This is a genomic window from Microbacterium sp. NPDC064978, assembly GCF_044543605.1.
In the GTDB taxonomy this organism is placed as follows: domain Bacteria; phylum Actinomycetota; class Actinomycetes; order Actinomycetales; family Microbacteriaceae; genus Microbacterium; species Microbacterium meiriae.
Genome location: NZ_JBITWF010000001.1, coordinates 132,302 through 154,678 on the forward strand (window position 1 = coordinate 132,302; position 22,377 = coordinate 154,678).

The 22,377-nt window shown below is 70.2% G+C and carries 20 protein-coding genes; 12 read left to right on the top strand and 8 right to left on the bottom strand.

All coding sequences use genetic code 11. The annotated features are described in order from the left end of the window. Positions 1-27 precede the first annotated feature (27 nt). On the top strand, positions 28-1,317 hold the full coding sequence (locus ACIGJI_RS00670) for a hypothetical protein (protein WP_366243618.1): 1,290 nt from the start codon (positions 28-30) through the stop codon (positions 1,315-1,317). A gap of 13 nt (positions 1,318-1,330) precedes the next feature. Here ACIGJI_RS00670 and sucB read toward each other — a convergent pair whose 3' ends face one another. The 3 genes from sucB to ACIGJI_RS00685 form a co-directional block, all read right to left on the bottom strand. Next, positions 1,331-3,106 carry a 2-oxoglutarate dehydrogenase, E2 component, dihydrolipoamide succinyltransferase gene (gene sucB, locus ACIGJI_RS00675; protein ID WP_363443787.1) on the bottom strand — a complete coding sequence of 592 codons (1,776 nt, stop codon included), beginning with the start codon at positions 3,104-3,106 and terminating at the stop codon, positions 1,331-1,333. Positions 3,107-3,172: 66 nt separating this feature from the next. Continuing rightward, entirely contained in the window at positions 3,173-4,546 is a 1,374-nt protein-coding gene (lpdA, locus tag ACIGJI_RS00680) for a dihydrolipoyl dehydrogenase (RefSeq protein ID WP_363443790.1), read from the bottom strand. A 5-nt stretch (positions 4,547-4,551) separates the two neighbouring features. Further along, positions 4,552-6,030, bottom strand: coding sequence for a leucyl aminopeptidase (locus ACIGJI_RS00685; protein WP_363443793.1), 1,479 nt, complete (start codon positions 6,028-6,030; stop codon positions 4,552-4,554). Between the two features lie 114 nt (positions 6,031-6,144). Here ACIGJI_RS00685 and ACIGJI_RS00690 point away from each other — a divergent pair, with 114 nt between their 5' ends. From ACIGJI_RS00690 to ACIGJI_RS00700, 3 genes are all read left to right on the top strand, one after another. After that, the gene (locus ACIGJI_RS00690; RefSeq protein ID WP_187661573.1) at positions 6,145-7,086 is read left to right on the top strand and encodes a proteasome assembly chaperone family protein; all 942 of its coding nucleotides are present in this window, start codon (positions 6,145-6,147) and stop codon (positions 7,084-7,086) included. 215 nt (positions 7,087-7,301) lie between these two features. Next, positions 7,302-8,492: an RNA polymerase sigma factor gene (locus ACIGJI_RS00695; RefSeq protein ID WP_363444569.1), complete on the top strand. Its 1,191-nt coding sequence runs from the start codon at positions 7,302-7,304 to the stop codon at positions 8,490-8,492. After that, on the top strand, positions 8,492-9,184 hold the full coding sequence (locus ACIGJI_RS00700; protein WP_187661571.1) for a coenzyme F420-0:L-glutamate ligase: 693 nt from the start codon (positions 8,492-8,494) through the stop codon (positions 9,182-9,184). The genes ACIGJI_RS00695 and ACIGJI_RS00700 overlap by 1 nt, the downstream gene beginning before the upstream one ends. Positions 9,185-9,335: 151 nt before the next feature. Here ACIGJI_RS00700 and ACIGJI_RS00705 read toward each other — a convergent pair whose 3' ends face one another. After that, positions 9,336-10,352 carry a sugar-transfer associated ATP-grasp domain-containing protein gene (locus ACIGJI_RS00705; RefSeq protein ID WP_025103580.1) on the bottom strand — a complete coding sequence of 339 codons (1,017 nt, stop codon included), beginning with the start codon at positions 10,350-10,352 and terminating at the stop codon, positions 9,336-9,338. Between the two features lie 84 nt (positions 10,353-10,436). On the opposite strand from ACIGJI_RS00705, the gene ACIGJI_RS00710 reads away from it, so the two are divergent. Then, positions 10,437-11,141 (top strand): alanine racemase, encoded by a 705-nt coding sequence (locus tag ACIGJI_RS00710; protein WP_232089028.1) that lies wholly within the window; start codon positions 10,437-10,439, stop codon positions 11,139-11,141. Between the two features lie 11 nt (positions 11,142-11,152). Continuing rightward, positions 11,153-12,190 (top strand): alanine racemase, encoded by a 1,038-nt coding sequence (locus tag ACIGJI_RS00715; RefSeq protein ID WP_363443798.1) that lies wholly within the window; start codon positions 11,153-11,155, stop codon positions 12,188-12,190. A gap of 26 nt (positions 12,191-12,216) precedes the next feature. Here the strand turns inward: ACIGJI_RS00715 and ACIGJI_RS00720 are convergent, their stop codons facing one another. Further along, positions 12,217-12,435 (bottom strand): hypothetical protein, encoded by a 219-nt coding sequence (locus ACIGJI_RS00720; protein ID WP_187661569.1) that lies wholly within the window; start codon positions 12,433-12,435, stop codon positions 12,217-12,219. A gap of 181 nt (positions 12,436-12,616) precedes the next feature. Between ACIGJI_RS00720 and ACIGJI_RS00725 the strand changes: the two genes are divergently transcribed. Then, a complete protein-coding gene (locus ACIGJI_RS00725) occupies positions 12,617-14,728 on the top strand; it encodes a type IIA DNA topoisomerase subunit B (RefSeq protein WP_396667006.1) in 2,112 nt (703 codons plus the stop codon). A gap of 60 nt (positions 14,729-14,788) precedes the next feature. On the opposite strand, the gene ACIGJI_RS00730 is transcribed toward ACIGJI_RS00725, so the two are convergent. Further along, positions 14,789-17,230, bottom strand: coding sequence for a DNA topoisomerase (ATP-hydrolyzing) subunit A (locus ACIGJI_RS00730; protein WP_268776260.1), 2,442 nt, complete (start codon positions 17,228-17,230; stop codon positions 14,789-14,791). A 44-nt stretch (positions 17,231-17,274) separates the two neighbouring features. Between ACIGJI_RS00730 and ACIGJI_RS00735 the strand changes: the two genes are divergently transcribed. Next, positions 17,275-18,396: an alkaline phosphatase family protein gene (locus ACIGJI_RS00735; RefSeq protein ID WP_187661567.1), complete on the top strand. Its 1,122-nt coding sequence runs from the start codon at positions 17,275-17,277 to the stop codon at positions 18,394-18,396. Positions 18,397-18,412: 16 nt separating this feature from the next. Here ACIGJI_RS00735 and sepH read toward each other — a convergent pair whose 3' ends face one another. Continuing rightward, a complete protein-coding gene (gene sepH, locus ACIGJI_RS00740; protein WP_187661566.1) occupies positions 18,413-19,459 on the bottom strand; it encodes a septation protein SepH in 1,047 nt (348 codons plus the stop codon). 199 nt (positions 19,460-19,658) lie between these two features. Here sepH and ACIGJI_RS00745 point away from each other — a divergent pair, with 199 nt between their 5' ends. Then, on the top strand, positions 19,659-19,952 hold the full coding sequence (locus ACIGJI_RS00745; RefSeq protein WP_060921810.1) for a DUF4193 domain-containing protein: 294 nt from the start codon (positions 19,659-19,661) through the stop codon (positions 19,950-19,952). 72 nt (positions 19,953-20,024) lie between these two features. On the opposite strand, the gene ACIGJI_RS00750 is transcribed toward ACIGJI_RS00745, so the two are convergent. After that, positions 20,025-20,489 (bottom strand): DUF3093 family protein, encoded by a 465-nt coding sequence (locus ACIGJI_RS00750; RefSeq protein WP_187661565.1) that lies wholly within the window; start codon positions 20,487-20,489, stop codon positions 20,025-20,027. A gap of 12 nt (positions 20,490-20,501) precedes the next feature. On the opposite strand from ACIGJI_RS00750, the gene dut reads away from it, so the two are divergent. Genes dut through ACIGJI_RS00765 form a run of 3 tightly spaced genes read left to right on the top strand, consistent with a single transcriptional unit; the run spans position 20,502 to position 22,287 of the window. Further along, the gene (gene dut / locus ACIGJI_RS00755) at positions 20,502-20,972 is read left to right on the top strand and encodes a dUTP diphosphatase (RefSeq protein ID WP_187661564.1); all 471 of its coding nucleotides are present in this window, start codon (positions 20,502-20,504) and stop codon (positions 20,970-20,972) included. Then, complete coding sequence (locus ACIGJI_RS00760; protein WP_060921813.1) at positions 20,969-21,556, top strand: DUF3710 domain-containing protein; 588 nt, start codon at positions 20,969-20,971, stop codon at positions 21,554-21,556. Before dut ends, ACIGJI_RS00760 begins: the two co-directional genes overlap by 4 nt. Beyond that, the gene (locus ACIGJI_RS00765; RefSeq protein WP_187661562.1) at positions 21,553-22,287 is read left to right on the top strand and encodes a DUF3159 domain-containing protein; all 735 of its coding nucleotides are present in this window, start codon (positions 21,553-21,555) and stop codon (positions 22,285-22,287) included. Before ACIGJI_RS00760 ends, ACIGJI_RS00765 begins: the two co-directional genes overlap by 4 nt. Positions 22,288-22,377: the final 90 nt, after the last annotated feature.

The window sequence follows — 22,377 nt, forward strand, 5'->3', positions numbered from 1 at the left end:
CTCGTCACCTCGCCGGACGGTCCGGGCGTGCGCGTCGAGGCCGAGAGCCTCGCCGGTTGGGCGGGCTGCCGATATGCGGGCACCCAGCACATCGCCGCGCCGGTGGACATGATCCGCCGCGCGGACGGACACGACGTCCTTCTGCCCTGGTGCACCGAGCGCCTGGAGGCCTACGTGGATCGGCGGCTCCGGCGGGGCGGGTTGCCATCGGGGGAGGTCAGCACGGTGGTCGTGAGTCTTCTGCGTGGACTGGCGGAGCTGGGGCCCGCGTCGGCGGTGGACATGCACGGGACATGGTGGCTCACCGATGGGGGCCGGCCGGTCTTCGTGCTGGGGCCCGGTCAGGACGCATCGACCGCCGTCCTGGTGATCGTGGACCGGCTACGCGCGGAGTGCACCGACAAGACGATGGCCCGGGTCCTCGACCGCACCCGCGATCGCGTTCGCTCGGCCGCAGCACAGCGCCGGGTGCCCCGGCGATTGCTCGAGGACGCAGAGAGCGACCTCTTGGAGATCGCAGCACCACGACCACTGGAAGAGGCTGCCGAGGACCGGGCGGCGCCCACGGAAGCCGGTGTCTCCGGTGCGGTGCGACGAGTCCGCACCGAACCCGTCACCCGCGCACGGCTGCGGGAGCGTCGGATGCGGGAAGAGAGTCCGGTCAAAGGGGGCTCGGTACGGGCGTTCGCCGGCCTGCTCGCCCTCCGCGATCGAGTCGTCAGCGGGGCGCGACCTCTCCTCGATCGGCGGACCATCAGGGTACGGCCGCCGGCGGGCGGAGGGGAGACGCGGTCCCGGCGCAGGCGGGTGCTCATCGTGGCCGGCGCGTGCGCGGCGGCGGTGCTCCTCGCGGGGCTGCTGTGGCCGAGCGACGGAGACGATCCCGCGGTCGGGGCAGCGGGGACCACTCCTCGGTCCGCTGACCGTCCTGAGCGAGCGGGCCCTGCCAGGAGGACTGCGCCGACACCTGCTCCTTCACCGTCCGCGTCCGCGGCGCCGCCGAAGGCCGACGATCCGACAGGCGCTCTCCCGGCACTCCTCGCGCAGATCGTCGAGTGCGAGGCACGCGACGACGCGGTGTGCGCCGCTGCCGTCGCGGCCGGTTCCGCGGGGATCACGCCCGTCGCTGCCGAGATGGCCGGTCGGAAGGATGCGGTTCTCGTGGATCGCTATGGAGACATGGCCGTGATGGAGCTGCCGTCATCGCCCGAGAGCGGCGAAGCGAAGACCGAGGAGGCAGCCATCCTCGTGCTGGTGTGGGCAGATGAAAAATGGCTGGTCCGCGACGCATATCGCGTCGCGGACCAGCCGAAGTGAGGCGAGCCGTCGGTCAGGCGCCGAGCTGGCCGCTGAACTGCGCAGCCTCGAGGCGAGCCTTCACCGCACCGAGGAAGCGTGCCGCGTCGGCACCGTCGATGATGCGGTGGTCGTACGACAGAGCCAGGTACACGTAGGAGCGGACCGCGATCGCGTCCGTGCCGCCGACCTTGACCAGACCCGGGCGCTTGACGACCGTGCCCGTGCCGAGGATCGCCGACTGCGGCAGGAACACCACGGGCGTGTCGAACAGCGCGCCGCGCGAACCGGTGTTGGTCAGCGTGAACGTCCCGCCGGCGAGCTCGTCGGGCTTCAGCTTGTTGTCGCGGGTGCGCGCAGCGAGATCGGCGATCTCGTGGGCGATCTCGGCGATGTTCTTCGACGCAGCGTCGCGGAGCACCGGCGTGAGCAGACCGCGCTCGGTGTCGACCGCGATCGAGACGTTCTCGGACGCCGGGTAGACGATCTGCTCGCCGTCGACCGTCGCGTTGATGATCGGGAAGGCCTGCAGGGCCTCCGCCGCGGCGAGGGCGAAGAACGGCAGGAAGGACAGCTTGTCGCCGGTCTTCTCGAGGAACGACGCCTTGACGCTGTCGCGGTACTCGGCGAGAGCGGTGACGTCCACCTCGACCACCGTGGTGAGCTGGGCCGTCTGCTGCATCGACTCGACCGCACGCTTGGCGAGGACCTTGCGCAGGCGCGACATCGGCTGGGTGGTCCCGCGCAGCGGCGACACCTCCAGGGGGGCCGGAGCCGGCGTTGCAGCGGCTGCCGGTGCGGCGGTGGCGGTCTCTGCGGCCTTGAGGACGTCCTCCTTGCGGATTCGGCCTCCGACGCCGGTGCCCTTGACCGTGGCCAGGTCCACACCCTGCTGCGCAGCCAGACGGCGCACGAGCGGGGTCACGTAGAGGTTGTCGCTCTCGGTCGGCAGCGACAGCTTGGGGGCCTCCGCCTGCGCGGGCTGTGCCGGAGCAGCGGCCTGCGTGGGCGCTGCGGGGGCCTCGGCCTGCGGAGCGGGAGCAGCGGGAGCCTCGGGCTGTGCAGCCGGAGCCTCGGCCTGCGGAGCCGGAGCGGCGGGCGCCTCGGCCTGCGGAGCGGCAGGGGCTTCGGCCTGCGGAGCAGCGGGAGCCTCGGGCTGGGCTGCGGGAGCAGCACCGGAACCCACGCGTGCCAGCACGGCGCCGACCTCGACGGTCTCGTCCTCGCCGGCGACGATCTCCTGCAGCACCCCGGCGACCGGCGACGGGATCTCGGTGTCGACCTTGTCGGTGGAGATCTCGAGGAGCGCCTCGTCGACCTCGACCGAGTCGCCGACCTGCTTGAGCCAGCGGGTGACCGTGCCCTCGGTGACGCTCTCACCGAGCTCGGGGAGCACGATGTCGGTGGCGTCGCCGGAGGGAGCCGCAGGCGCGGACTCGGCGGGGGCGGAGTCGGCGGGTGCCTGCTGCTCGGCCGCGGGAGCCGCGGCGGGCTCCGGAGCGGCGGGGGCGGCGGCCTCAGCCGGGGCGGCTTCAGCCGCAGCAGGGGCATCGTCGGCCGGTGCCGCACCGCTGCCGTCGCCGATGCGGGCCAGCAGAGCACCGACCTCGACGGTCTCGTCCTCGGCCACGAGGATCTCCTCGATCACGCCGGTGACGGGGGAGGGGATCTCGGTGTCGACCTTGTCGGTCGAGATCTCGAGCAGGCCCTCGTCCGCCTGGACGGTGTCTCCCACCTGCTTGAGCCAGCGGGTGACCGTACCCTCTGTGACGCTCTCACCGAGAGCGGGGAGGACCACGGATGTGCTCATGACTGAGTCTCCTTCAGAAGTTGTATGACGCTTGTCTAGCTTAGTGACTCGGGCACCGGTTGGTGCTCAGAGGGCGTGCAGGGGCTTTCCGGCCAGCGCGAGGAAGGCTTCGCCGAGGGCCTCGCTCTGGGTCGGGTGGGCATGGATGAGCGGCGCGATGTCCTCGGGATGGGCCTCCCACGCGACCGCGAGCTGGCCCTCGGTGATGAGCTCGCCGACGCGATCGCCGAGGAGATGCACACCGAGGACGGGACCGTCCTTGAGGCGGACGACCTTGACGAGGCCGCCCGTTCCGATGATCTCGCTCTTCCCGTTCCCCGCGAGGTTGTACTCGTAGGAGTGGATCGCGTCGGCGCCGTGCGCGGTGACCGCCGCCTCCTCCGTGAGACCGACCGAGGCGACCTCCGGGCTCGAGTAGGTGACCTTCGGGATCTGCACGTCAGGGACGTTCACGGGGGAGAGGCCCGCGATGCGCTCGGCGACCGCGATGCCCTGCTGGAACCCGCGGTGGGCGAGCTGGAGGCCGGGGACGATGTCGCCGACCGCCCACACGCCGGGGACGCCGGTGCGGAGGTCGCCGTCCACCGTCACGAACCCGCGGTCCAGGCGCACGCCGGCTTCCTCGAATCCCAGGTCGGCGGTGGCGGGGCCGCGGCCGACGGCGACGAGGAGGTAGTCGGCGGTGAACTCCTTGCCGTCCTCCAGCGTGACCGTGACGGACGAGTCGTCCTGGGTGGCGGTCTGGAAGCGCACGCCCAGGGAGTACTGGATGCCGCGGCGGCGGAACGCACGCTCGAGGCCCTTGCTCATCGCGATGTCCTCGTTCGGGACGAGGTGGGGCAGCGCCTCCACGATCGTCACCTCGGCTCCGAAGGAGCGCCACACGCTCGCGAACTCGACGCCGATCACGCCGCCGCCCAGGATGAGCACCCGCTCCGGGATCACGTCCAGGGCGAGCGCCTGCTCGCTGGTCAGGATCCGTCCGCCGATCTCCAGACCAGGCAGGGAGCGGCTGTACGAGCCGGTGGCGAGGATGACGTCGGTGCCGACATAGACATCGTCGCCGACGGTGACGCTCCGGTCCGCATTCAGGCTTCCGAGCCCGGTGACCGTGGTGATCCCGCGCGCCTTGACGAGCCCCTCGAGGCCCTTGTACTTCTTCGCGACGATGCCCTCGCGATACGTGCGCACGCCCGCCGGGTCGATCCCGCCGAACGAAGCCGTGACGCCGACCGAGGCGGCGTCACGCACGTGGTCCGCCACCTCGGCGGCGTGCAGCAGCGCCTTCGTCGGGATGCACCCGCGGTGGAGGCACGTGCCTCCCACCTTGTCCTTCTCGATCAGTGCGACGGACTTGCCGAGCTCGCTGGCTCGCAGTGCCGCGGCGTACCCGCCGCTGCCGCCGCCCAGGACGACGATGTCGAAGGTGTGGGTTGTCATGGGTGTCATGCCTCCGGGTGGGATGCTGCTTCGGCGAAGGCGATGATCGATCGGACCATCGCCCCCGTGGGGCCCTTCTCTGTGAAGCCGTAGGGGGCGCCGGCGTGTTCACCGGATCCCGCGATGTCGAGGTGCACCCAGGGGATGCGCGGCGCGTCGTCCGCGTCCGAGGTGCGGCCGACGAAGCGCCGGAGGAAGAGACCGGCGAAGGACGCGCCGCCCATCCGATCTCCCATGTTGGCGTTGATCATGTCGGCGATGGGGGAGTCGAGCGTCTCCTCCATGTAGGCGGGCAGCGGCATGTGCCACGCGGGCTCTCCCGTGCGGGCGGCCGCGGCGAGGAACTCCGCGACAGTCTCGTCGTCGCCGAAGACGCCGGTGTGACGGTGGCCGAGGGCTGCGACGATCGCGCCGGTCAGAGTCGCGACGTCGATGATGACGTCGGGGTTCTCCCGGCTCGCGGCGACCAGACCGTCGGCGAGGACGAGGCGCCCCTCCGCGTCGGTGTTCAGCACCTCGACGGTGGTGCCGTCGAGGATGCGGATGACGTCCCCGGGGCGGAGAGCGCGACCGGACGGCATGTTGTCGGTGATGCAGAGCCAGGCGGTCACGTGCACGGGGAGGCGGAGGGCCGCGATGGCGCGGAGGGCGGCGAGGGAGGTCGCGGCACCGGCCATGTCGAACTTCATGCCGACCATCGAAGCCGCCGGCTTCAGGGAGAGTCCGCCGGTGTCGAAGGTGATGCCCTTGCCGACGAGGGCGATGTGCCGCTGCGCGTCCGCCGGCGCGTAGTCGAGGCGGACGAGGCGCGGCGGCCGGTCGGATCCCTGGCCGACGCCGAGGATGCCACCGAAACCCTGTTCCGCGAGAGCGGTCTCGTCGAGGATCTCCACGGTGACGTCGAGGTCCGCGACGCTGTCGGCGGCGCTCTGTGCCAGCTGCGCGGGGCTCTGCCACTCGGCGGGCACGTTCACGAGGTCCTTGATGAGAGCGACGGCCTCACCCGTGGCGTGGGCGCGGGCGATCGTCTCGTCGTCGAGCGGGGCGTGGACGACCACCGCCGTCGCCCGCTTCTTCCTGCCGTTCTCGGCGCGGTAGTCGTCGAAGCGGTAGCCGCCGAGGACGGCACCCTCCGCGGCCGCGGCGGCGTGCTCCTCGAGACCGGCGGCGAGGCCGAGCGCGACGGTGTCGAAGCCGGTCAGGGAGCGGAGAGCCGCGCCGGCTGCGCTCCGTACGGAGGCATCGTCGACGGTGGAGCCGACGCCGACGACGGCGAACGGGAGTGGCGTCACCTCGGGGGCGTAGACCCGAGCGAACGCACCGGCGGCGCCGGTGAAGCCGATGCCCGCCAGAGCGTCGGCGAGACCGGGGTGAGCCGCCAGCGACTCGGCCGACTCGGAGAGATCGGGGACGACGAGCACTGCGGCATCGGCAGCGCTTCCGGGGAACTGATCGGTGGTGTGCGAGAGCACGGGAAGCGTCATGCTCTCCATCCTAGGATCTCCGCCCCGGGGTCGTCGGTCCGCCGGCCGGGGTGTGTTCGCTCTCAGCGAGACACGTCAGAGCCCGGCTCCGGGTGCGGCTCGTAGCATGGAGACATGCCCTTCTCCGGAGAGATCCACGAACGCGTCGCGAACGCCCCCACGGTGCCCCACGGCCTGCCTCTCGTGATGCTGCTCACCGGTTTCACCGACGCGGGCAGTGCGGTGTCGGGACTCATCGATCATCTGCGGGAGACGACGTCGCCGCAGCCGCTCGCGGTCTTCGACAACGATGTGCTCCTGGACTACCGCGCACGCCGCCCGGTCATCTCCTTCGACCAGGACCACCTTGCCGAGTTCCGCCCGCCCCGTCTGGAGCTCTCCCTCGCCACGGACGCGCTGGGACGCCCGTTCCTGCTGCTCACGGGCTACGAGCCCGACTTCGCGTGGAACGCCTTCGCGGAGACCGTCCTGGATCTCGCTGCGGAGTTCGAGGCCTCGGGACTGCACTGGGTCCACTCGATCGCGATGCCCGTGCCGCACACGCGCCCCATCGGGACGACGGTGAGCGGGAACCGGCGCGACCTCGTCGTGTCGCACTCCGTGTGGCGTCCGCGCACGCAGGTCCCGGCGACCGCGGGTCACCTGCTCGAGTACCGGTTCGCGGAGCGCGGGGAGCGCGTCGTCGGCTTCGTGCTCCTCGTGCCGCACTACCTCGCGGAGACGGAGAATCCGGAGGCGGTCAGTGCAGCGGCGGAGAAGCTCATGGCCTCGACCGGCCTCGTGCTCATGCTCGACGCAGTCCAGGAGCGCCGTGAGGACTACCTCGCCCGAGTCGACGAGCAGGTCGCAGCGAACGACGAACTGCAGCAGATGGTGCACAACCTCGAGCGCCGGTACGACGCCTACATGGCCGGTCGTGACCCCGAGGACGATTCGTACGACGAGGGCGGATTCAGCGAACGCGACCTGCCCAGCGCCGACGAACTCGCGGCCGAGCTCGAGCGCTACCTCGCATCTCGGCCGTCGGGTGACGAGGACAAGCCGGGACGCGGCTGAATCTCTCGCAGCGGATCGGGCGGGAATGCGTCCTCATCGCCATACGTGTGCGATACTAGGAGTCCGACCCGTTGTCAATCAGTGTTTTCGAGCACTGGACTTGACAAGGGTCTTACTAGTGTCCGAAATGTCCCGGGGTCTCCCAGCGGCCCCGTGAAAGGCGAAACGTGACTCCTGCCACGACGAAGAACACGCGGACGAAGAAGGCCGATCAGATCACCGCGGATCCCGAGGTCGAGGACGTCGAAACGACCGAAGCGGCTCCTGCGCCCAAGCGCGCCGCGGCCAAGCGCGCCCCCGCGAAGAAGAAGTCGGATGACGTCGTCGAGGAAGACGACGCCGCCGCAGCCGAGGGCTCCGAGGACGCCGCGGGCGACGAGGAGGAGGACGACGCGAAGCCGGCCTTCACCGAGCCGCTGCCGACCGGCGCTATCGTCATCTCCTCCAAGGACGACGAAGAGGTCCCGGTCTACTCGACCCAGATCACCGGTGCCACGGCCGACCCGGTCAAGGACTACCTGAAGCAGATCGGAAAGGTCGCGCTGCTGAACGCGGCCGAAGAGGTCGAGCTCGCGATGCGCATCGAGGCGGGTCTGTTCGCGGAGGAGAAGCTCTCCGCGATGTCCCCCGCCGAGAAGACGAGCCAGCTCGGACTCGACCTGCAGTGGGTCGCCCGCGACGGCCAGCGCGCGAAGAGCCACCTCCTCGGCGCGAACCTCCGTCTCGTCGTCTCCCTCGCCAAGCGCTATACCGGTCGCGGCATGCAGTTCCTGGATCTGATCCAGGAGGGCAACCTCGGTCTCATCCGCGCGGTGGAGAAGTTCGACTACACCAAGGGCTTCAAGTTCTCGACCTACGCGACCTGGTGGATCCGTCAGGCCATCACCCGCGCCATGGCCGACCAGGCCCGCACCATCCGCATCCCGGTGCACATGGTCGAGGTCATCAACAAGCTCGCCCGCGTGCAGCGGCAGATGCTGCAGGACCTCGGTCGCGAACCCACCCCGGAAGAGCTGAGCCGCGAGCTCGACATGACTCCGGAGAAGGTCGTCGAGGTGCAGAAGTACGGTCGCGAGCCGATCTCCCTGCACACCCCGCTCGGCGAAGACGGAGACAGCGAGTTCGGTGACCTCATCGAGGACACCGAGGCCGTGGTCCCCGCCGACGCCGTGGGCTTCACGATGCTGCAGCGTCAGCTCGAGCAGCTCCTCGACTCCCTCTCCGAGCGCGAAGCCGGCGTGATCCGGATGCGCTTCGGTCTGGGCGACGGTCAGCCGAAGACGCTCGACCAGATCGGTGACACGTTCGGCGTGACGCGTGAGCGCATCCGTCAGATCGAGTCCAAGACGATGGCCAAGCTGCGCCACCCGAGCCGCTCGCAGTCGCTGCGGGACTACCTCGAGTGATGCAGGCGAACGAGGGCAAGGCGCTCGAGACGAGCGTCGACGGAAAGAGCTACGCGCGGATCCCGCTGCGCACCCGCGTCGTGATGCCGGATGACGACCTCGACGCCATCATCACGGAGTATGCGAAGGATGCCGTCCAGCCGGGCGACCTGCTCTTCGTGACCGAGAAGATCGTCGCGATCACCCAGGGCCGGTCGTACCGCTTGGACGAGATCCAGCCGCGGAAGCTCGCGCTGTTCCTGTCGAAGTACGTCACCCGCACGCCGTACGGCATCGGTCTCGGCATGCCCGAGACGATGGAGATGGCGTTGCGGGAGTGCGGTACGCCGCGCATCCTCTTCGCTGCCGCCGTCTCGGCGGTCACCAAGGCCTTCGGGCGCAAGGGCGACTTCTACCGCATCGCGGGGGACAAGGCCCGCGCGATCGACGGACCGACGAAGCACACCATCCCGCCGTACAACGAGGCTGTGGTGCTCGGCCCGAAGGACCCGGACCGCGTCGCGGCGCACCTGAAGACGCTGATCGGAGGCCAGGCCGAGGTGGCGGTGGTCGACATCAACGATCTCGGCGGCAACATCCTCGGCTCCACGCTCGACAAGGCGGGGGAGCTGCGGCTGGTGAAGATCCTCGGTGACAACCCGCTCGGTCAGGGCCTCGAGTCCACGCCGCTCGGCATCGTCCGCGCGGTCTGAACAGCTCGACCCACCCCTTCACGACCGAACCGGCCCCTTGCGTGTGAACGCAAGGGGCCGGTTCGCATGTAAAGGGGTGGCCCGGCGCTTCGACGCGCTCAGCGACCCATGCGGGGTCCCTGAGCCTGTCGAAGGGTGAGCTGTCGAAAGGTCAGAAGCCGATGACCTCGCGGTAGCGCGGCTTGTGCCCGGTACGGATGCCGGTGACGCTGGGCTTGTTCTCGTAGACGCCCGCGCCCCAGTTCCCCTCGACGAGCACGGGGCCGTCCGGGGTCACGACGACGTCCCATCCGACGTACTGCACCTGCGGCACGACCCGGGCGACCTGATCGATGAAGGCGCGCACCTCGTCCATGTAGGGCAGCTGGAAGTCGGCGATGCGGAAGCCCGAGTCCGGGTGGGTCTCGTGCACGTGCCCGTGCGAGTCATAGCCGGCCCCCACGGCGTGCCCGTTCTCGTCGAGCATCGTGTAGAAGCCGCCGAAGGTCATCTGATCGCTCACCGCGCCGCGGCCGAACTTCTGCGCCATTGCGAGGATGTGCGCCTTCTCCCCGTCGAAGAAGGCGGTGATGCGGGTGGTGTTCACGGTCCCGGGGCACACGGCCGCCAGGTCGTCATGCTGGCGGATGACCTCTTCGATCAGCAGCTCGCCGCGGTCGAGGAGACCGCGGTGGAACTCGGTCCAGTCCGTGATGTCGGCGGCGTGATATCGGTGCACACCGGTCCCGGCCTGGCCGACCGGCTCCTTCGTGACGATCGTTCCGAGGCGCTCCGTGAGGGCACGGACCTCGTCGGCGTTGCCCTCCTCGACCACCATCCACTCGCGATGCAGATGTGCGGAGAACTTCCGGTTGAACTCGATCTTGTCCTGGAAGATCCAGCGGAAGTCGGGGTGGTCGTACTTCTGCGAGAGCTGGTTGGACACCGGATGCGTCATGTACGTCTCGCGCTCGGCACGGTTGAGCATCGCGAAGTCGTAGTCGATGTAGTCCTGGAAGCCCACGTTGTGGCGGGCCGCCGACCAGAGCATGTCGGCGACGATCGTGGGAACGGGACGGTGGTGCTGTGCCGAGGCCTCCTTCGCCCGTTCGAACACCGAACCGACGTCGATGCGGCGGGCACGGCCGAGGAGATAGCGGATGCGGGGCGCGAGAGAAAGACGAGACATGGAGCTCCGGGTCTAGGGATCGACGTCCCAGTCTACGCGGGGAGCCCCCAGGCTCCTGGGAGCGCGGAAGCTAGGCTGGAGGACGTGTGTGACACGAGTTCGAGTGCGCTTCCGCAGGCGATGATCTCGCGTTCGGCCCTTGCTGCCGGCGCGTCCGCGGCGATCCGGGCCGGGGGCCGCCGTGCCGATCTCCGCCGCGACGCATGGGGGCATGGACTGCTCGCCGTGGCCCACGCGGTGACAGCCGCGGGCGTCGAGGAGGTCCTCGTGGACTCGCCAGGCGAAGTCGAGGCCCTGCGCCTCGAAGGCATCAGCGCCACGACCGTCGGTACGCCCGACGTCGACCCCGTCCTCCTCTACGGGCTGCCGTCCGCGGAGGGAATCCCGGCGACACCTCCGGTCATGCGCCTGGTCGGCCGGGTCATGTCCACCAAGCGCCTGCGCGCGGGGGAGGCTGTCTCCTACGGCTACACCTTCCGGGCCGCAGCGGACACGGAGGTCGCGCTCGTGACGGGCGGCTACGCGCAGGGTGTCGTCCGCTCTCTCGGCAATCACGCCGACGTGGAGATCGCCGGCGCGCTGCGTCCCATCGTCGGACGAGTCGCCATGGACGTCTGTGTGATCGACCTCCAGGGCGCCGCGGCCGAGGTGGGAGACACGGTGACGTTCTTCGGCGGGACCGGCCCCGCATCCGATGCGATCGCCCGCTGGGCCGAGGTCACCGGGATGACGCCCGCGGAACTCGTGGCCGTCCCCGGTGCTCACGCCGTGCGCGGATGGGAGGCATGATGGGTGGGCCGATGCGACCCGAACTCCGCTTGGACAGCGCCGTCTTCCGCGCGAACATCGCGGCCGTGCGCGACCGACTGGGCGACTCCACGTTGATGCTGGTGCTCAAGGACGACGCGTACGGCCACGGACTCCGGTGGGCGGTGGAGACCGCGCTCGAGGCGGGGGTGACGACGTTCGGCAGCTACGACGTGCGCGGGGGCCTCGACGTACGGCGCCTCGCAGGCGGGACCGCGTCCGTGTTCGCCTGGGCGACCTCGACCGACGAGGAGATCGACGAGGCGCTCCTGCAGGACATCGAGCTCGGCGTCGGCACGATCGAGTACCTGCGCCGCATCGTCACGCGGGCCGACGTGCTCGGTGTGCGTGCCCGGGTGCATCTCAAGATCGACACCGGCCTCCATCGCAATGGCGTGCGTCCGGAGGACTGGGCGGCGGCCGTTGCCGAGGCGAGGGCGGCCGAGAGCGCGGGCACCCTCGCGCTCGTGGGCGTGTGGAGTCACATCGCGGAGGCGAGCGACGCCGAGGACGACGAGGCTCAGTCCGTGTTCCTCGATGCCGTGCAGCACACCGGCCTGTCCGGAGCTGTGCCGGCGGCCCTGCACCTCACGGCGTCGGCGGCATCCTGGTGGCGTCCGGAACTGCGCGGCACGGTGTCACGGATCGGGGCGTTCTGCTACGGCATCCGTTCGGCGGACGGCCCGGATCTCGACGGTGTGCAGCCGGCGGCACGTCTCGTGGCCCCGGTCGTCCGGGTCGACGGCGACGCCGCGGTCGTGGCCGTCGGCAGTCTCGACGGCCTGCCCTCGACGCTGGCCGGCATGACGGTCGGTACCCCGGCCGGCCCCCGCGTGGCGCCCGAGGTCGACCTGGCGACGACGACCGTCGAGGGCTGGCCGGGGATGGCTATCGGCGACGAGGTGACGATCTTCGGGCCGGGCACGCAGGGCGAGGAGACAGCGACGACCCTCGCCGAGCGGATCGAGACGGTGGGCGAGGAGATCCTCACCCGCCTCGGTCCGCGGATTCGGCGGAGGGTCGTGGAGTGAACCGGCTCGGCCGGTTCAGGCGCTGATCAGACCGTCTCGACGAGACGAGCGGTCTCGTCGTGCCAGCTCGTGGCCACGCTGCGCAGCTTCTCTTCGTACTTGCGGCCGTGGTGGGCGCAGAAGAGCAGCTCGGAGCCGTTGACCTCGGCGGCGATGTAGGCCTGCGCTCCACACGAGTCACAGCGGTCCATCGCAGTCAGGCGGTACTCGACAGCGGAGGTCTCACGTTCGGTCGTTGCATTCATCTCGGGGCCTCCTCGGGTGTCGGCGTCCTTGTTGGTCGTGCTCAATACAACCACGCTGCACCTGGGGGCATGCCCGGTCGACGGCGTGTTTCGCTCAGCGCGTACGCGCACACGCGCGAAGGCGGTGCCGCGGGGAGTGTCTGCGAGGGGCGGGACCGTCCCGCGAATAGACTCGGAGATTGTGAATGCCGAGTACTCCGCCCATCATCTCCAGGTGCTCGAAGGACTCGAAGCGGTCCGCAAGCGCCCCGGCATGTACATCGGCTCGAACGGTTCGCCCGGGCTCATGCACTGCCTCTGGGAGATCATCGACAACTCCGTCGACGAGGCGGTCGCCGGCAACGGCTCCCGCATCGACGTCATCCTCCACGATGACGGCAGCGTCGAGGTGCACGACCGCGGTCGCGGCATCCCCGTCGACGTGGAGCCCCGGACCGGTCTGACCGGCGTCGAGGTCGTCTACACCAAGCTGCACGCCGGAGGGAAGTTCGGCGGCGGCTCCTACGCGGCGTCGGGCGGTCTCCACGGCGTCGGCGCCTCGGTGGTGAACGCGCTCTCCGAGCGCCTCGACGTCGAGGTCGACCGCGGCGGCAAGACCTACGCGATGTCCTTCCACCGCGGCGAGCCCGGCATCTTCCAGGACTCGGGGGAGAAGCGGCCCGATGCGCCCTTCACCCCGTTCGAGGAGAACAGTGAGCTGCGCGTCGTCGGCAAGGCGCCGCGCGGGGTCACCGGTACGCGTGTGCGCTACTGGGCCGACCGTCAGATCTTCACCAAGGACGCCGCCTTCCAGCTCGCCGAGCTCGAGACCCGCGCGCGGCAGACCGCCTTCCTGGTCCCCGGCCTCGAGATCGTGGTCCGCGACGAGCGCGCCTCGAGCGCAGTGGTGGGGGAGGACGGCACCCCGGCCGGCCCCGTGGAGACCTCGTACCTCTACGAGGGCGGCATCTCCGAGTTCGTGGAGTACCTGGCGGTCGACCCGCCGGTGACCGACACCTGGCGCATCCAGGGAGAGGGCACGTTCACCGAGACCGTCCCGGTCCTGCAGCCCGACGGCCACATGGTGGCGACCGAGGTCGAGCGCGTATGCGCCGTCGACATCGCCCTGCGCTGGGGCACCGGCTATGACACCCGCATCCGCTCCTTCGTGAACATCATCTCCACGCCGAAGGGCGGCACGCATCAGCAGGGCTTCGAGCAGGAGCTGCTGAAGGTGCTCCGCAGCCAGGTCGAGCAGAACGCGCGTCGGCTCAAGGTCGGCAACGACAAGCTCGAGAAGGACGACGTCCTCGCCGGCCTCACCGCCGTCCTCACGGTCAACGTGCCGGAGCCGCAGTTCGAGGGTCAGACGAAGGAGGTGCTCGGCACGCCCGCGGTCCGCCAGATCGTCGCGCAGGTGATGCGCAAGGACCTCCAGCAGCGTTTCACCTCCACCAAGCGCGACGACAAGAGCCAGGCCACGCAGCTGCTCGACAAGATCGTCTCCGAGATGAAGGCTCGTGTGTCCGCACGCGCCCACAAGGAGACGCAGCGCCGCAAGAACGCGCTCGAATCGTCCACCCTGCCGACCAAGCTCGTCGACTGCAGGACGAACGACGTGGAGCGCAGCGAGCTCTTCATCGTCGAGGGCGACTCGGCGCTGGGCACGGCCAAGAACGCCCGCAACAGCGAGTTCCAGGCGCTGCTGCCCATCCGCGGGAAGATCCTCAACGTGCAGAAGGCGTCGGTCGGCGACATGCTGTCCAACGCCGAGTGTGCGTCCATCATCCAGGTGATCGGCGCGGGCTCCGGGCGGACCTTCGACATCGACGCGGCGCGCTACGGGAAGATCATCCTCATGAGCGACGCCGATGTCGACGGAGCGCACATCCGCACGCTCCTGCTCACGCTGTTCTTCCGCTACATGCGGCCGCTCATCGAGCATGGACGCGTGTTCGCCGCCGTGCCGCCACTGCACCGGATCATCGTCATCAACCCTGGCTCGAAGCCGAACGAGACCATCTACACCTACAGCGAGCAGGAGCTGCACGCCCTGCTCGCCAAGCTCCGCAAGGCCGGCAAGCGCTGGCACGAGCCGATCCAGCGGTACAAGGGTCTCGGGGAGATGGACGCGGAGCAGCTCGCGAACACGACGATGGACCGTTCCGGTCGCCTGCTCCGCCGGGTACGGATGGAGGATGCCGAGGCCGCGGGCCGCGTCTTCGAGCTGCTCATGGGCAACGAGGTCGCCCCGCGGCGGGAGTTCATCATCGACTCCGCGGACCAGCTCTCGCGCGAAGCCATCGACGCCTGAGGGCGGCGGGGACGAAGAAGGGGACCCGGCGAGGCCGGGTCCCCTTTCTTGGCGGACGGGTCAGACGAGGGTCCGGCCGATGCTGCCGATGACGCCGTCGATCGGCTGGCCGGAGGCATCGCGGCGCGCTCCGGGCTCGGGGAGCTTGCGCACCGCGCCGGTGGGGTCTACGGCCAGAGCCGGGCGGGGGCCGACCCAGGCGACCGTGAGGCGGTCCTCGCCCTTCAGGAAGGCGTGGGCGCGGACGCCACCGGTCGCGCGGCCCTTGGACGGGTACTCGGTGAACGCCGAGACCTTCGCGCGGCCCGGATCGGTGCCGGGCAGGATGCTCTCCGCGCCGGAGACCGTGGCGACGACGGCGTCGGTGTCCGGGCTGACGGCACCGAAGAAGAGGACCGCGGCGCCGGAGCCGAGCTTGATGCCCGCCATCCCGCCGGCGGGTGCTCCTTGCGGGCGGACCGCCGAGGCCGCGAACCGCAGAAGCTGGGCGTCGGTCGTCAGGAACACGAGGTCGGCGTCGTCCGCCGCGTCGGCCGCACCGACGACCGAGTCTCCGCTCTTGAGGCCGATGACCTCCAGGTCCGGACGCACCGGCAGGGTCGACGGCACGATCCGCTTGACGATGCCCTGCGCGGTGCCGAGGGCGACCGGGGTGTCGCTGTCGAATCGGATGAACCCGACGATGCGCTCGCCCTTGGTCGTGACCCCCAGGTAGTCGCGCAGCGGAGTCCCCGCGGCGAGCTGTACGGAGGTGCCGGGCACCGAGGGCAGATCGACGGGGGAGAAGCGGACGACGCGTCCCGTGCTCGTGAGCGCACCGACCTCACCGCGGACCGTCGTCTCGACGGTCGCGAGGATGGCGTCGTGCTTGCTCCGCCGGGCAGGGGCGGTGAGCTCCTGTCCTTCGCCGAGGTCCACGCGCACGGCGCGCCCCGTCGTCGAGAGGACCACGGTGGTCGGAGCGTCGGCGATCTGCAGATCCACCGCGCCCTTCGTCGCGCGGGGCTTCGGCGGGGCCGCGTTCATCAGCAGGGTGCGACGCGGCGTCCCGTAGGCCTCGGCCACGGCGTCCAGCTCCTGGGCGACGGCGGCACGCAGCAGCGCCGGGCTGGCGAGCAGCTCCCGTAGCGACGCGATCTCCGCGAGGAGGGCGTCCCGCTCCGCCTCGAGCTCGATGCGCGAGAACTTCGTCAGGCGGCGCAGCCGCAGCTCGAGGATGTACTCGGCCTGCGGCTCGCTGAGGTCGAACACGGACCGGAGCCGGGTGCGTGCCTGCTCGGTGTCGTCGGACGACCGGATGACCTGGATGACCTCGTCGATGTCGAGGATCGCGATGAGAAGCCCCTCCACCAGGTGCAGGCGCTCCTCCCGACGGGCGAGACGGTACCGGCTGCGGCGCGTGATGACCTCGATGCGGTGGCCGACGTAGACGCTGAGCATCTCCTTGAGGCCGAGCGTTCGGGGCTGGCCGTCGACGAGCGCGACGTTGTTGATGCTGAAGGAATCCTCCAGCGGCGTGAGCCGGTAGAGCTGCTCCAGGACGGCGTTGGGGTCGAATCCGGTCTTGATGCCGATGGCGACGCGGAGGCCATGGTTGCGGTCGGTGAGGTCGGTGACGTCGCTGATGCCCTGGAGCTTCTTCGCCTGCACCGCGTCGCGGATCTTCTCGATCAGACGCTCCGGGCCGACCATGTACGGGAGCTCGGAGACGATGATGCCCGTACGTCGGGGACCCAGCGGCTCGATCGACGTGCGTCCGCGGACCTTGAGGGCGCCGCGACCGGTCGTGTAGGCGTCCTTGACGCCGTCGAGTCCCATGAGGATCCCGCCCGACGGGAAGTCGGGGCCGGGGACGTACTCCATGAGGTCCTCGGTGGTGGCGTCCGGGTGCTCGAGGAGGTGGGTCGCCGCGGCGACGACCTCGATGAGGTTGTGCGGCGCCATGTTGGTCGCCATGCCCACGGCGATGCCGCTGGCGCCGTTGACGAGCAGGTTCGGGAAGGCCGCAGGCAGCACTGCGGGCTGCTGGAACTGTCCGTCGTAGTTCGGGATGAAGTCGACGACGTCCTCGTCGAGGTTCTCGGTGAGCGACAGCGCGGGGGCGGCGAGGCGCGCCTCCGTGTATCGCGCGGCAGCCGGACCGTCGTCCAGGGATCCGAAGTTGCCGTGACCGTCGACGAGCGGCACCCGCAGCGCCCACTCCTGGGCGAGGCGGACGAGGGCATCGTAGATCGCGGAGTCGCCGTGCGGATGCAGCTTCCCCATGACCTCGCCCACAACGCGGGCGCTCTTGACGTGGCCGCGGTCCGGTCGCAATCCCATCTCCGCCATCTGGAAGAGGATGCGGCGCTGCACCGGCTTCAGGCCGTCCCTGGCATCGGGGAGCGCACGCGAGTAGATGACGGAATACGCGTACTCGAGGAAGGAGCCCTGCATCTCGTGGGAGAGATCGATGTCCTGGATGCGTTCCTCGACAGGCTCGGGCGGCGGGGTTTTCGGCATGGACTTCCTGAGGGCGTACGGGAGCCTGTGTCAGACTGGCTCGGATGTCCTTCATGCTACCGTCCGCGCCGCCGGGCGCCCGGAGCGTCGTCGGGGTGGCGGACGACCTGTGCGCCGCTCTCCGCGGCGAATCCGCCACGCTGCCCCGCGCCGACGCGGTGGTGCTGGTCGTGATCGACGGCCTCGGTGCGATCAGCCTCCGCGGGCATGCCGGTCACGCGCGGTCGCTGACCGCGTCGATGACGAAGAAGGACATCGCGCAAACGGTCTTCCCGACGACGACGGCCGCCGCGCTGACGAGCCTCACCACCGGCGTGTGGCCGGGAGAACACGGCCTCGTCGGGTACCGGGTCAGGGACCCGAAACGGGATGTCCTCGTGAACCAGCTCAGCGGGTGGGAGACGGACGGCCTCGACCCGCTCACCTGGCAGGCGGCGCCCACCGTCTTCGAGCGCGCGGCAGTCGCCGGGCGGGAGACCTTCGCGGTCGGACTCGCGACCTACGCGCACAGCGGCTTCACCCGCGCCACGCTGAGGGGGGCGACGTTCGTGCCCGCTGCGACGCCGGAGGAACGCGTCGAGGTCGCGTACACGCTGGCCGAGGAGCATCCGGGATCGCTCGTCTACTGCTACCTCCCCGAGGTCGACAAGGCGGGGCACAAGCACGGTGTCGCCTCTGCCGAGTGGGTGGCGGCGCTGGAGCGGATCGACGGCGCGCTGTCGCTTCGCGTCCCCCCGCGGGTCGGCGTGGTCGTGACCTCTGACCACGGCATGGTCGACGTCCCGTTCCACCGGCAGGTGGTGCTCGAGGAGCAGCATCTCGGGGGCATCCGTCATGTCGGTGGGGAACCCCGCATGCTGCACCTCTACCGCGAGCCGGACGCCGATGCGGCGCTGGTGACGACGCGTCTGCGCAGCGATCTCGAGGGCGCGGCCGATGTCGTCACCCGAGAGGAGGCGGTCCGGGCGGGCCTCTTCGGTCCGGTCGTGCGCGATGAGGTCCTCGATCGCATCGGCGACGTGCTGGTCATCGCCACCGGAGTGCGCGCGCTCTACGACGGCACCGCCGAGGACCAGCGCAACCGAGGGATGGTGGGACAGCACGGAGCGCTCACGCCTGACGAGACCCGGGTACCGTTCCTGCGGTTCGGGGCCTTCGCCTCCTGACGGGGCCCCGGAACGATCACTCGTCGGTGCGCGCTCCGAAGACGATCTCGTCCCACGACGGCATCGCGTTGCGGCGCCGTCGGCGTCCGCTGCCCTCGCTGTCGCCCGACCCGGGCTGACGCGGTGCGGGTTCCGGAGCCTCGGGCTCGTCGTCCGGCTCCTCGAGCGCGGCGAACAGGGCGATCGGGTCGGAATCCTCCTGGATCTCCTCGACCTCGTGCTCGATCGGCGACGGCTCCCGCTGTCCGCGGCGACGACGCAGGGCCTCGAGGAGGTCCGCGGTCTCCGGGCTCGTCGAGGCGGAGTCGGGAGCGCGGTTGATCGCCGCGTCCTGGACCGCCGGTGCCGAACGCTCGGGCTGCGCCGGCTCCTCCGCCTCCGCGGCGGGCGTCGGCACGAGGCGGGGACCGAAGGCACCCGAATCGAAACGGCTGTCGTCCTTATAGGGCGAGGCGGCACGGTCGGCCTCCACCGCGCGCAGGCGGGGGATGAGTCCCTCCGGGAGTGAACCCTGGCGGGAGAGCTGCGTGGCATCGGCGTTCAGGGGCGAGAGGGCGCTGCGTCGCGGGTCGAAGCTCCAGCGCGCGTCGTGCTCGACGTCGTTGGCGGAGAACTCGAGCTTGATGATCCAGCCGGACTCCTCCTTCCAGCTGGCCCAGCGCTCGGACGATGCGGACACCTCGGCGAGCTTGGCGCGGACCGCAGCTCCGAAGGTGGGCTGCGCGTCCGGCTCGACCTCGCTGCCGATGAGGACGGGCACGGCGAGGGCCTGGCCGATGATGTGCTCGCGCTCGGCGAGGACGGGGCCCTCGAACCGGGCGACGTCGTCGACGCTGATCCCGAGGAGCTCGGCGACCTCCGCGGCGGTGAGACCGGCGCGGATCTGCGCCTGGATATCCCGCGGGCTCGCGGCGAGTTTCTGTGCGGCCGGCTCGGCCTGGCGGGTCGCGCGGCGGATCTCCCGCTGCAGCACCGCGTCGATGGGCAGCGCGAACCGCTCGCCCGCCTCGGTCGCGAGGACGAGCACTCCTGCTTCTGTGCCGACGATGGTGACGTTTTCCATGCGAATGCCCCTCTGATGGGTGTGCGTTCATGGTGTCACGCCGGACGGGCCGGGACAGGGAATACGGCGGGCGTGCCGTGAGTTTGCCCTGTCGCATGGGAGGGCATTTGCGAAACGCCCGCCGGTCATGCAAACTATGGCCGCCGATTACCCGACGGCGCACCCGCCCACTCGCACCATGAAAGTGGAGATTCACCGCATGGCAACCGATTACGACGCTCCCCGAAAGAGTGAAGACGACTCCGAGTCGATCGAAGCCCTCAAGGAGCGTGTGCCGGACAAGCTGTCCGGCACGACCGGAGACGAGGACTCCGACAACCCGTCGAGCTTCGACCTCCCTGGCGCGGACCTCTCCGACCTCGAGCTGGATGTCGTCGTGCTGCCCGCGCAGCAGGACGAGTTCACCTGCATGAGCTGCTTCCTCGTGAAGCACCGCTCGCAGCTCGACCACGAGGGACCCGACGGCCCCATCTGCAAGGAGTGCGCTGCCTGAGCAGCCCTCCGAGCGACGCCCCACGCGCCCCCGACCATCCCGGTCAGGGGCGCGCTGTCGTCTGCGGGGCGGTCAGTCCCGTGCGGCGCGGATGGCCGCGGCGAGGCGGTCGGGGGTGCGGGTCGAGATCGTCCAGGCCACGACGGGGTCGGCCTCATCGGTGTTCGGCACCACGACGACTCCGTCGATGCCGCCGCGGATGAGGTGCCACCCGCGAGCCGGGAGCTCGGGTCCTCTGGCGCTGCGCGCCTCCTCGCCGGTCAGTGCCGTCGGCTCGCCGAGATAGCGCACGTCGATGTGGGCGCGTCCGGCTCGGAGGACGCCGTCCTGCACCGACACCACCGGAGCGAGGGCGAGGGCCGCCACCACGAGGAGCGCCGAGACCGCCGCTCCGAGGAGCAGCGCGAAGGTCGAGCCGACCGGCACGAAGATCAGGGACACCATCGGTCCCGCCAGGGCGATCGTGACCAGCAGCCACAGGCTGGGGGCCAGTCGTTCGTGGTAGCGGGGACGTGCGTCCGTTGCGGGGTTCTGCATTAGCCTCATGGGGTGACCGATTCCGTTGATGTCCCCATTATCGCCGCAGTGGTCCCCGGCTATGCGCATCCGGGCGACGCCGGAGCCGATCTCGTCGCCGCCGAGGCCGTGCGGTTGGAGCCGGGGGATCGGGCTCTCGTGCCCACGGGCGTGCGCATCGCGCTGCCCGACGGCTATGCGGCCTTCGTGGTGCCCCGCAGCGGTCTCGCGGCGAAGCACGGCATCTCGATCGTGAACTCGCCCGGCACCGTCGACGCCGGCTACCGGGGAGAGATCAAGGTGAGCCTGATCAACACGGACATCCACAGCGCGTACGATGTCGCCGTCGGCGATCGCATCGCGCAGCTCATCGTGATGCCCGTCACTCGGGCCCGGTTCCTTCCGGTGGACGAGCTGCCGGACAGCGTTCGCGGCGCCGGCGGGTTCGGATCGACCGGCTATCAGGCACAGACCCCCGAGAACGAAGCAGGACAGGCGAAATGACCGACAGCAACGACACCCCCTCCAAGTCGGCGCCGGAGAACCGCGCCACCGAGGGCCCGTTCGACGACTCCGAGGCGAACCCCGTCCGCCCCTACATCGACCTCGGCGGGATCAAGATCCTGCCGCGCGAGGGCCTGAACCTGCGGCTCGAGGTGGAGGAGCAGAGCAAGCGCATCGTGGCGGTCGGGCTCGACTACGCCGAGTCCTCTCTCCAGGTGCAGCCGTTCGCGGCTCCGCGCAGCGGCGGTCTCTGGGATGAGACGCGGGTCCAGCTGCGCGACCAGGTCAAGGCGCAGGGCGGCCGCGTCGAGGAGCGGGAAGGACCGCTCGGCAAGGAGCTCCTCGCCGAGGTCCCCGCGACGGCCAGCGAGGGCTCCGGCCTGCGTCTCGCGCGCTTCATCGGCATCGACGGTCCCCGTTGGTTCCTGCGCGGCGTGATCGGCGGCGCGGCGGCGTCCGACCCCGAGGCCGCGGCGAAGGTCGAGGACCTGTTCCGCTCGATCGTCGTCGTGCGCGGGGGAGCGCCCATGCCGCCGCGCGACCTCATCCCGCTGAAGATGCCGGCGACGCCGGGCTCCGCGTGACCACGCCGGACCCCGAGGAGCCGCGCACGCAGAGCGCGTCGGAGATCCTCGGAGCAGCCCTCGGCGGTGCGGCGCGCAAGGCTGGGCTCGATCCGTCCGAGAACGCGCAGACGCACAAGGTCGTCTGGTCGGCCATGGGCGGCTGGCGCGGGATCCTGGAGTCGGTGCTGCCGAGCCTCGCGTTCGTGATCCTGTTCACCCTCCGGCCGGAACCCCTGCTGCTGCCCCTCGGAGTGTCGGTCGGTCTGGCCGCCGTGTTCACCCTCGTCCGGCTGGTGCAGAAGTCGCCGCCGTCGGCCGCCCTCGGCGGACTGATCGCCGCCGTGGCCGCCGCCGGGCTCGCGCTTTGGACCGGGCGCGCACAGGACAACTTCGTGCCCGGCTTGATAACGAACGCTGCCTACGGCACTGCGATCCTCGTGTCTGCGCTCATCGGCTGGTCTTTGATCGGTCTTGCCGTCGGATTCCTCATGGGGGAGGGGACGGCATGGCGCGCAGACAGGCGGAAGCGCCGCGCGTTCTTCTGGCTCGCAATTGCTTGGGCCGCCTTGTTCTTCGCCCGTCTTGCGGTGCAGCTTCCGTTGTACCTGGCCGAGCAGACGACGGCGCTCGGAACCCTCAAGCTCGTTATGGGGCTGCCGTTGTTCGCGCCGCTGATCGCCGTGACCTGGCTGGTCGTCCGTGCGCTCTATCCCCGCGAGTCGTCGCACGACGACCCCGCGGCGGCGTGATAGATTTATCTCGACATCAAGATAAATCACGGGCTTTCGCCGGTGACCTGCGCGGAGCAGACTGGTTAGGTCCCCCTTGCTAGCCGCGCG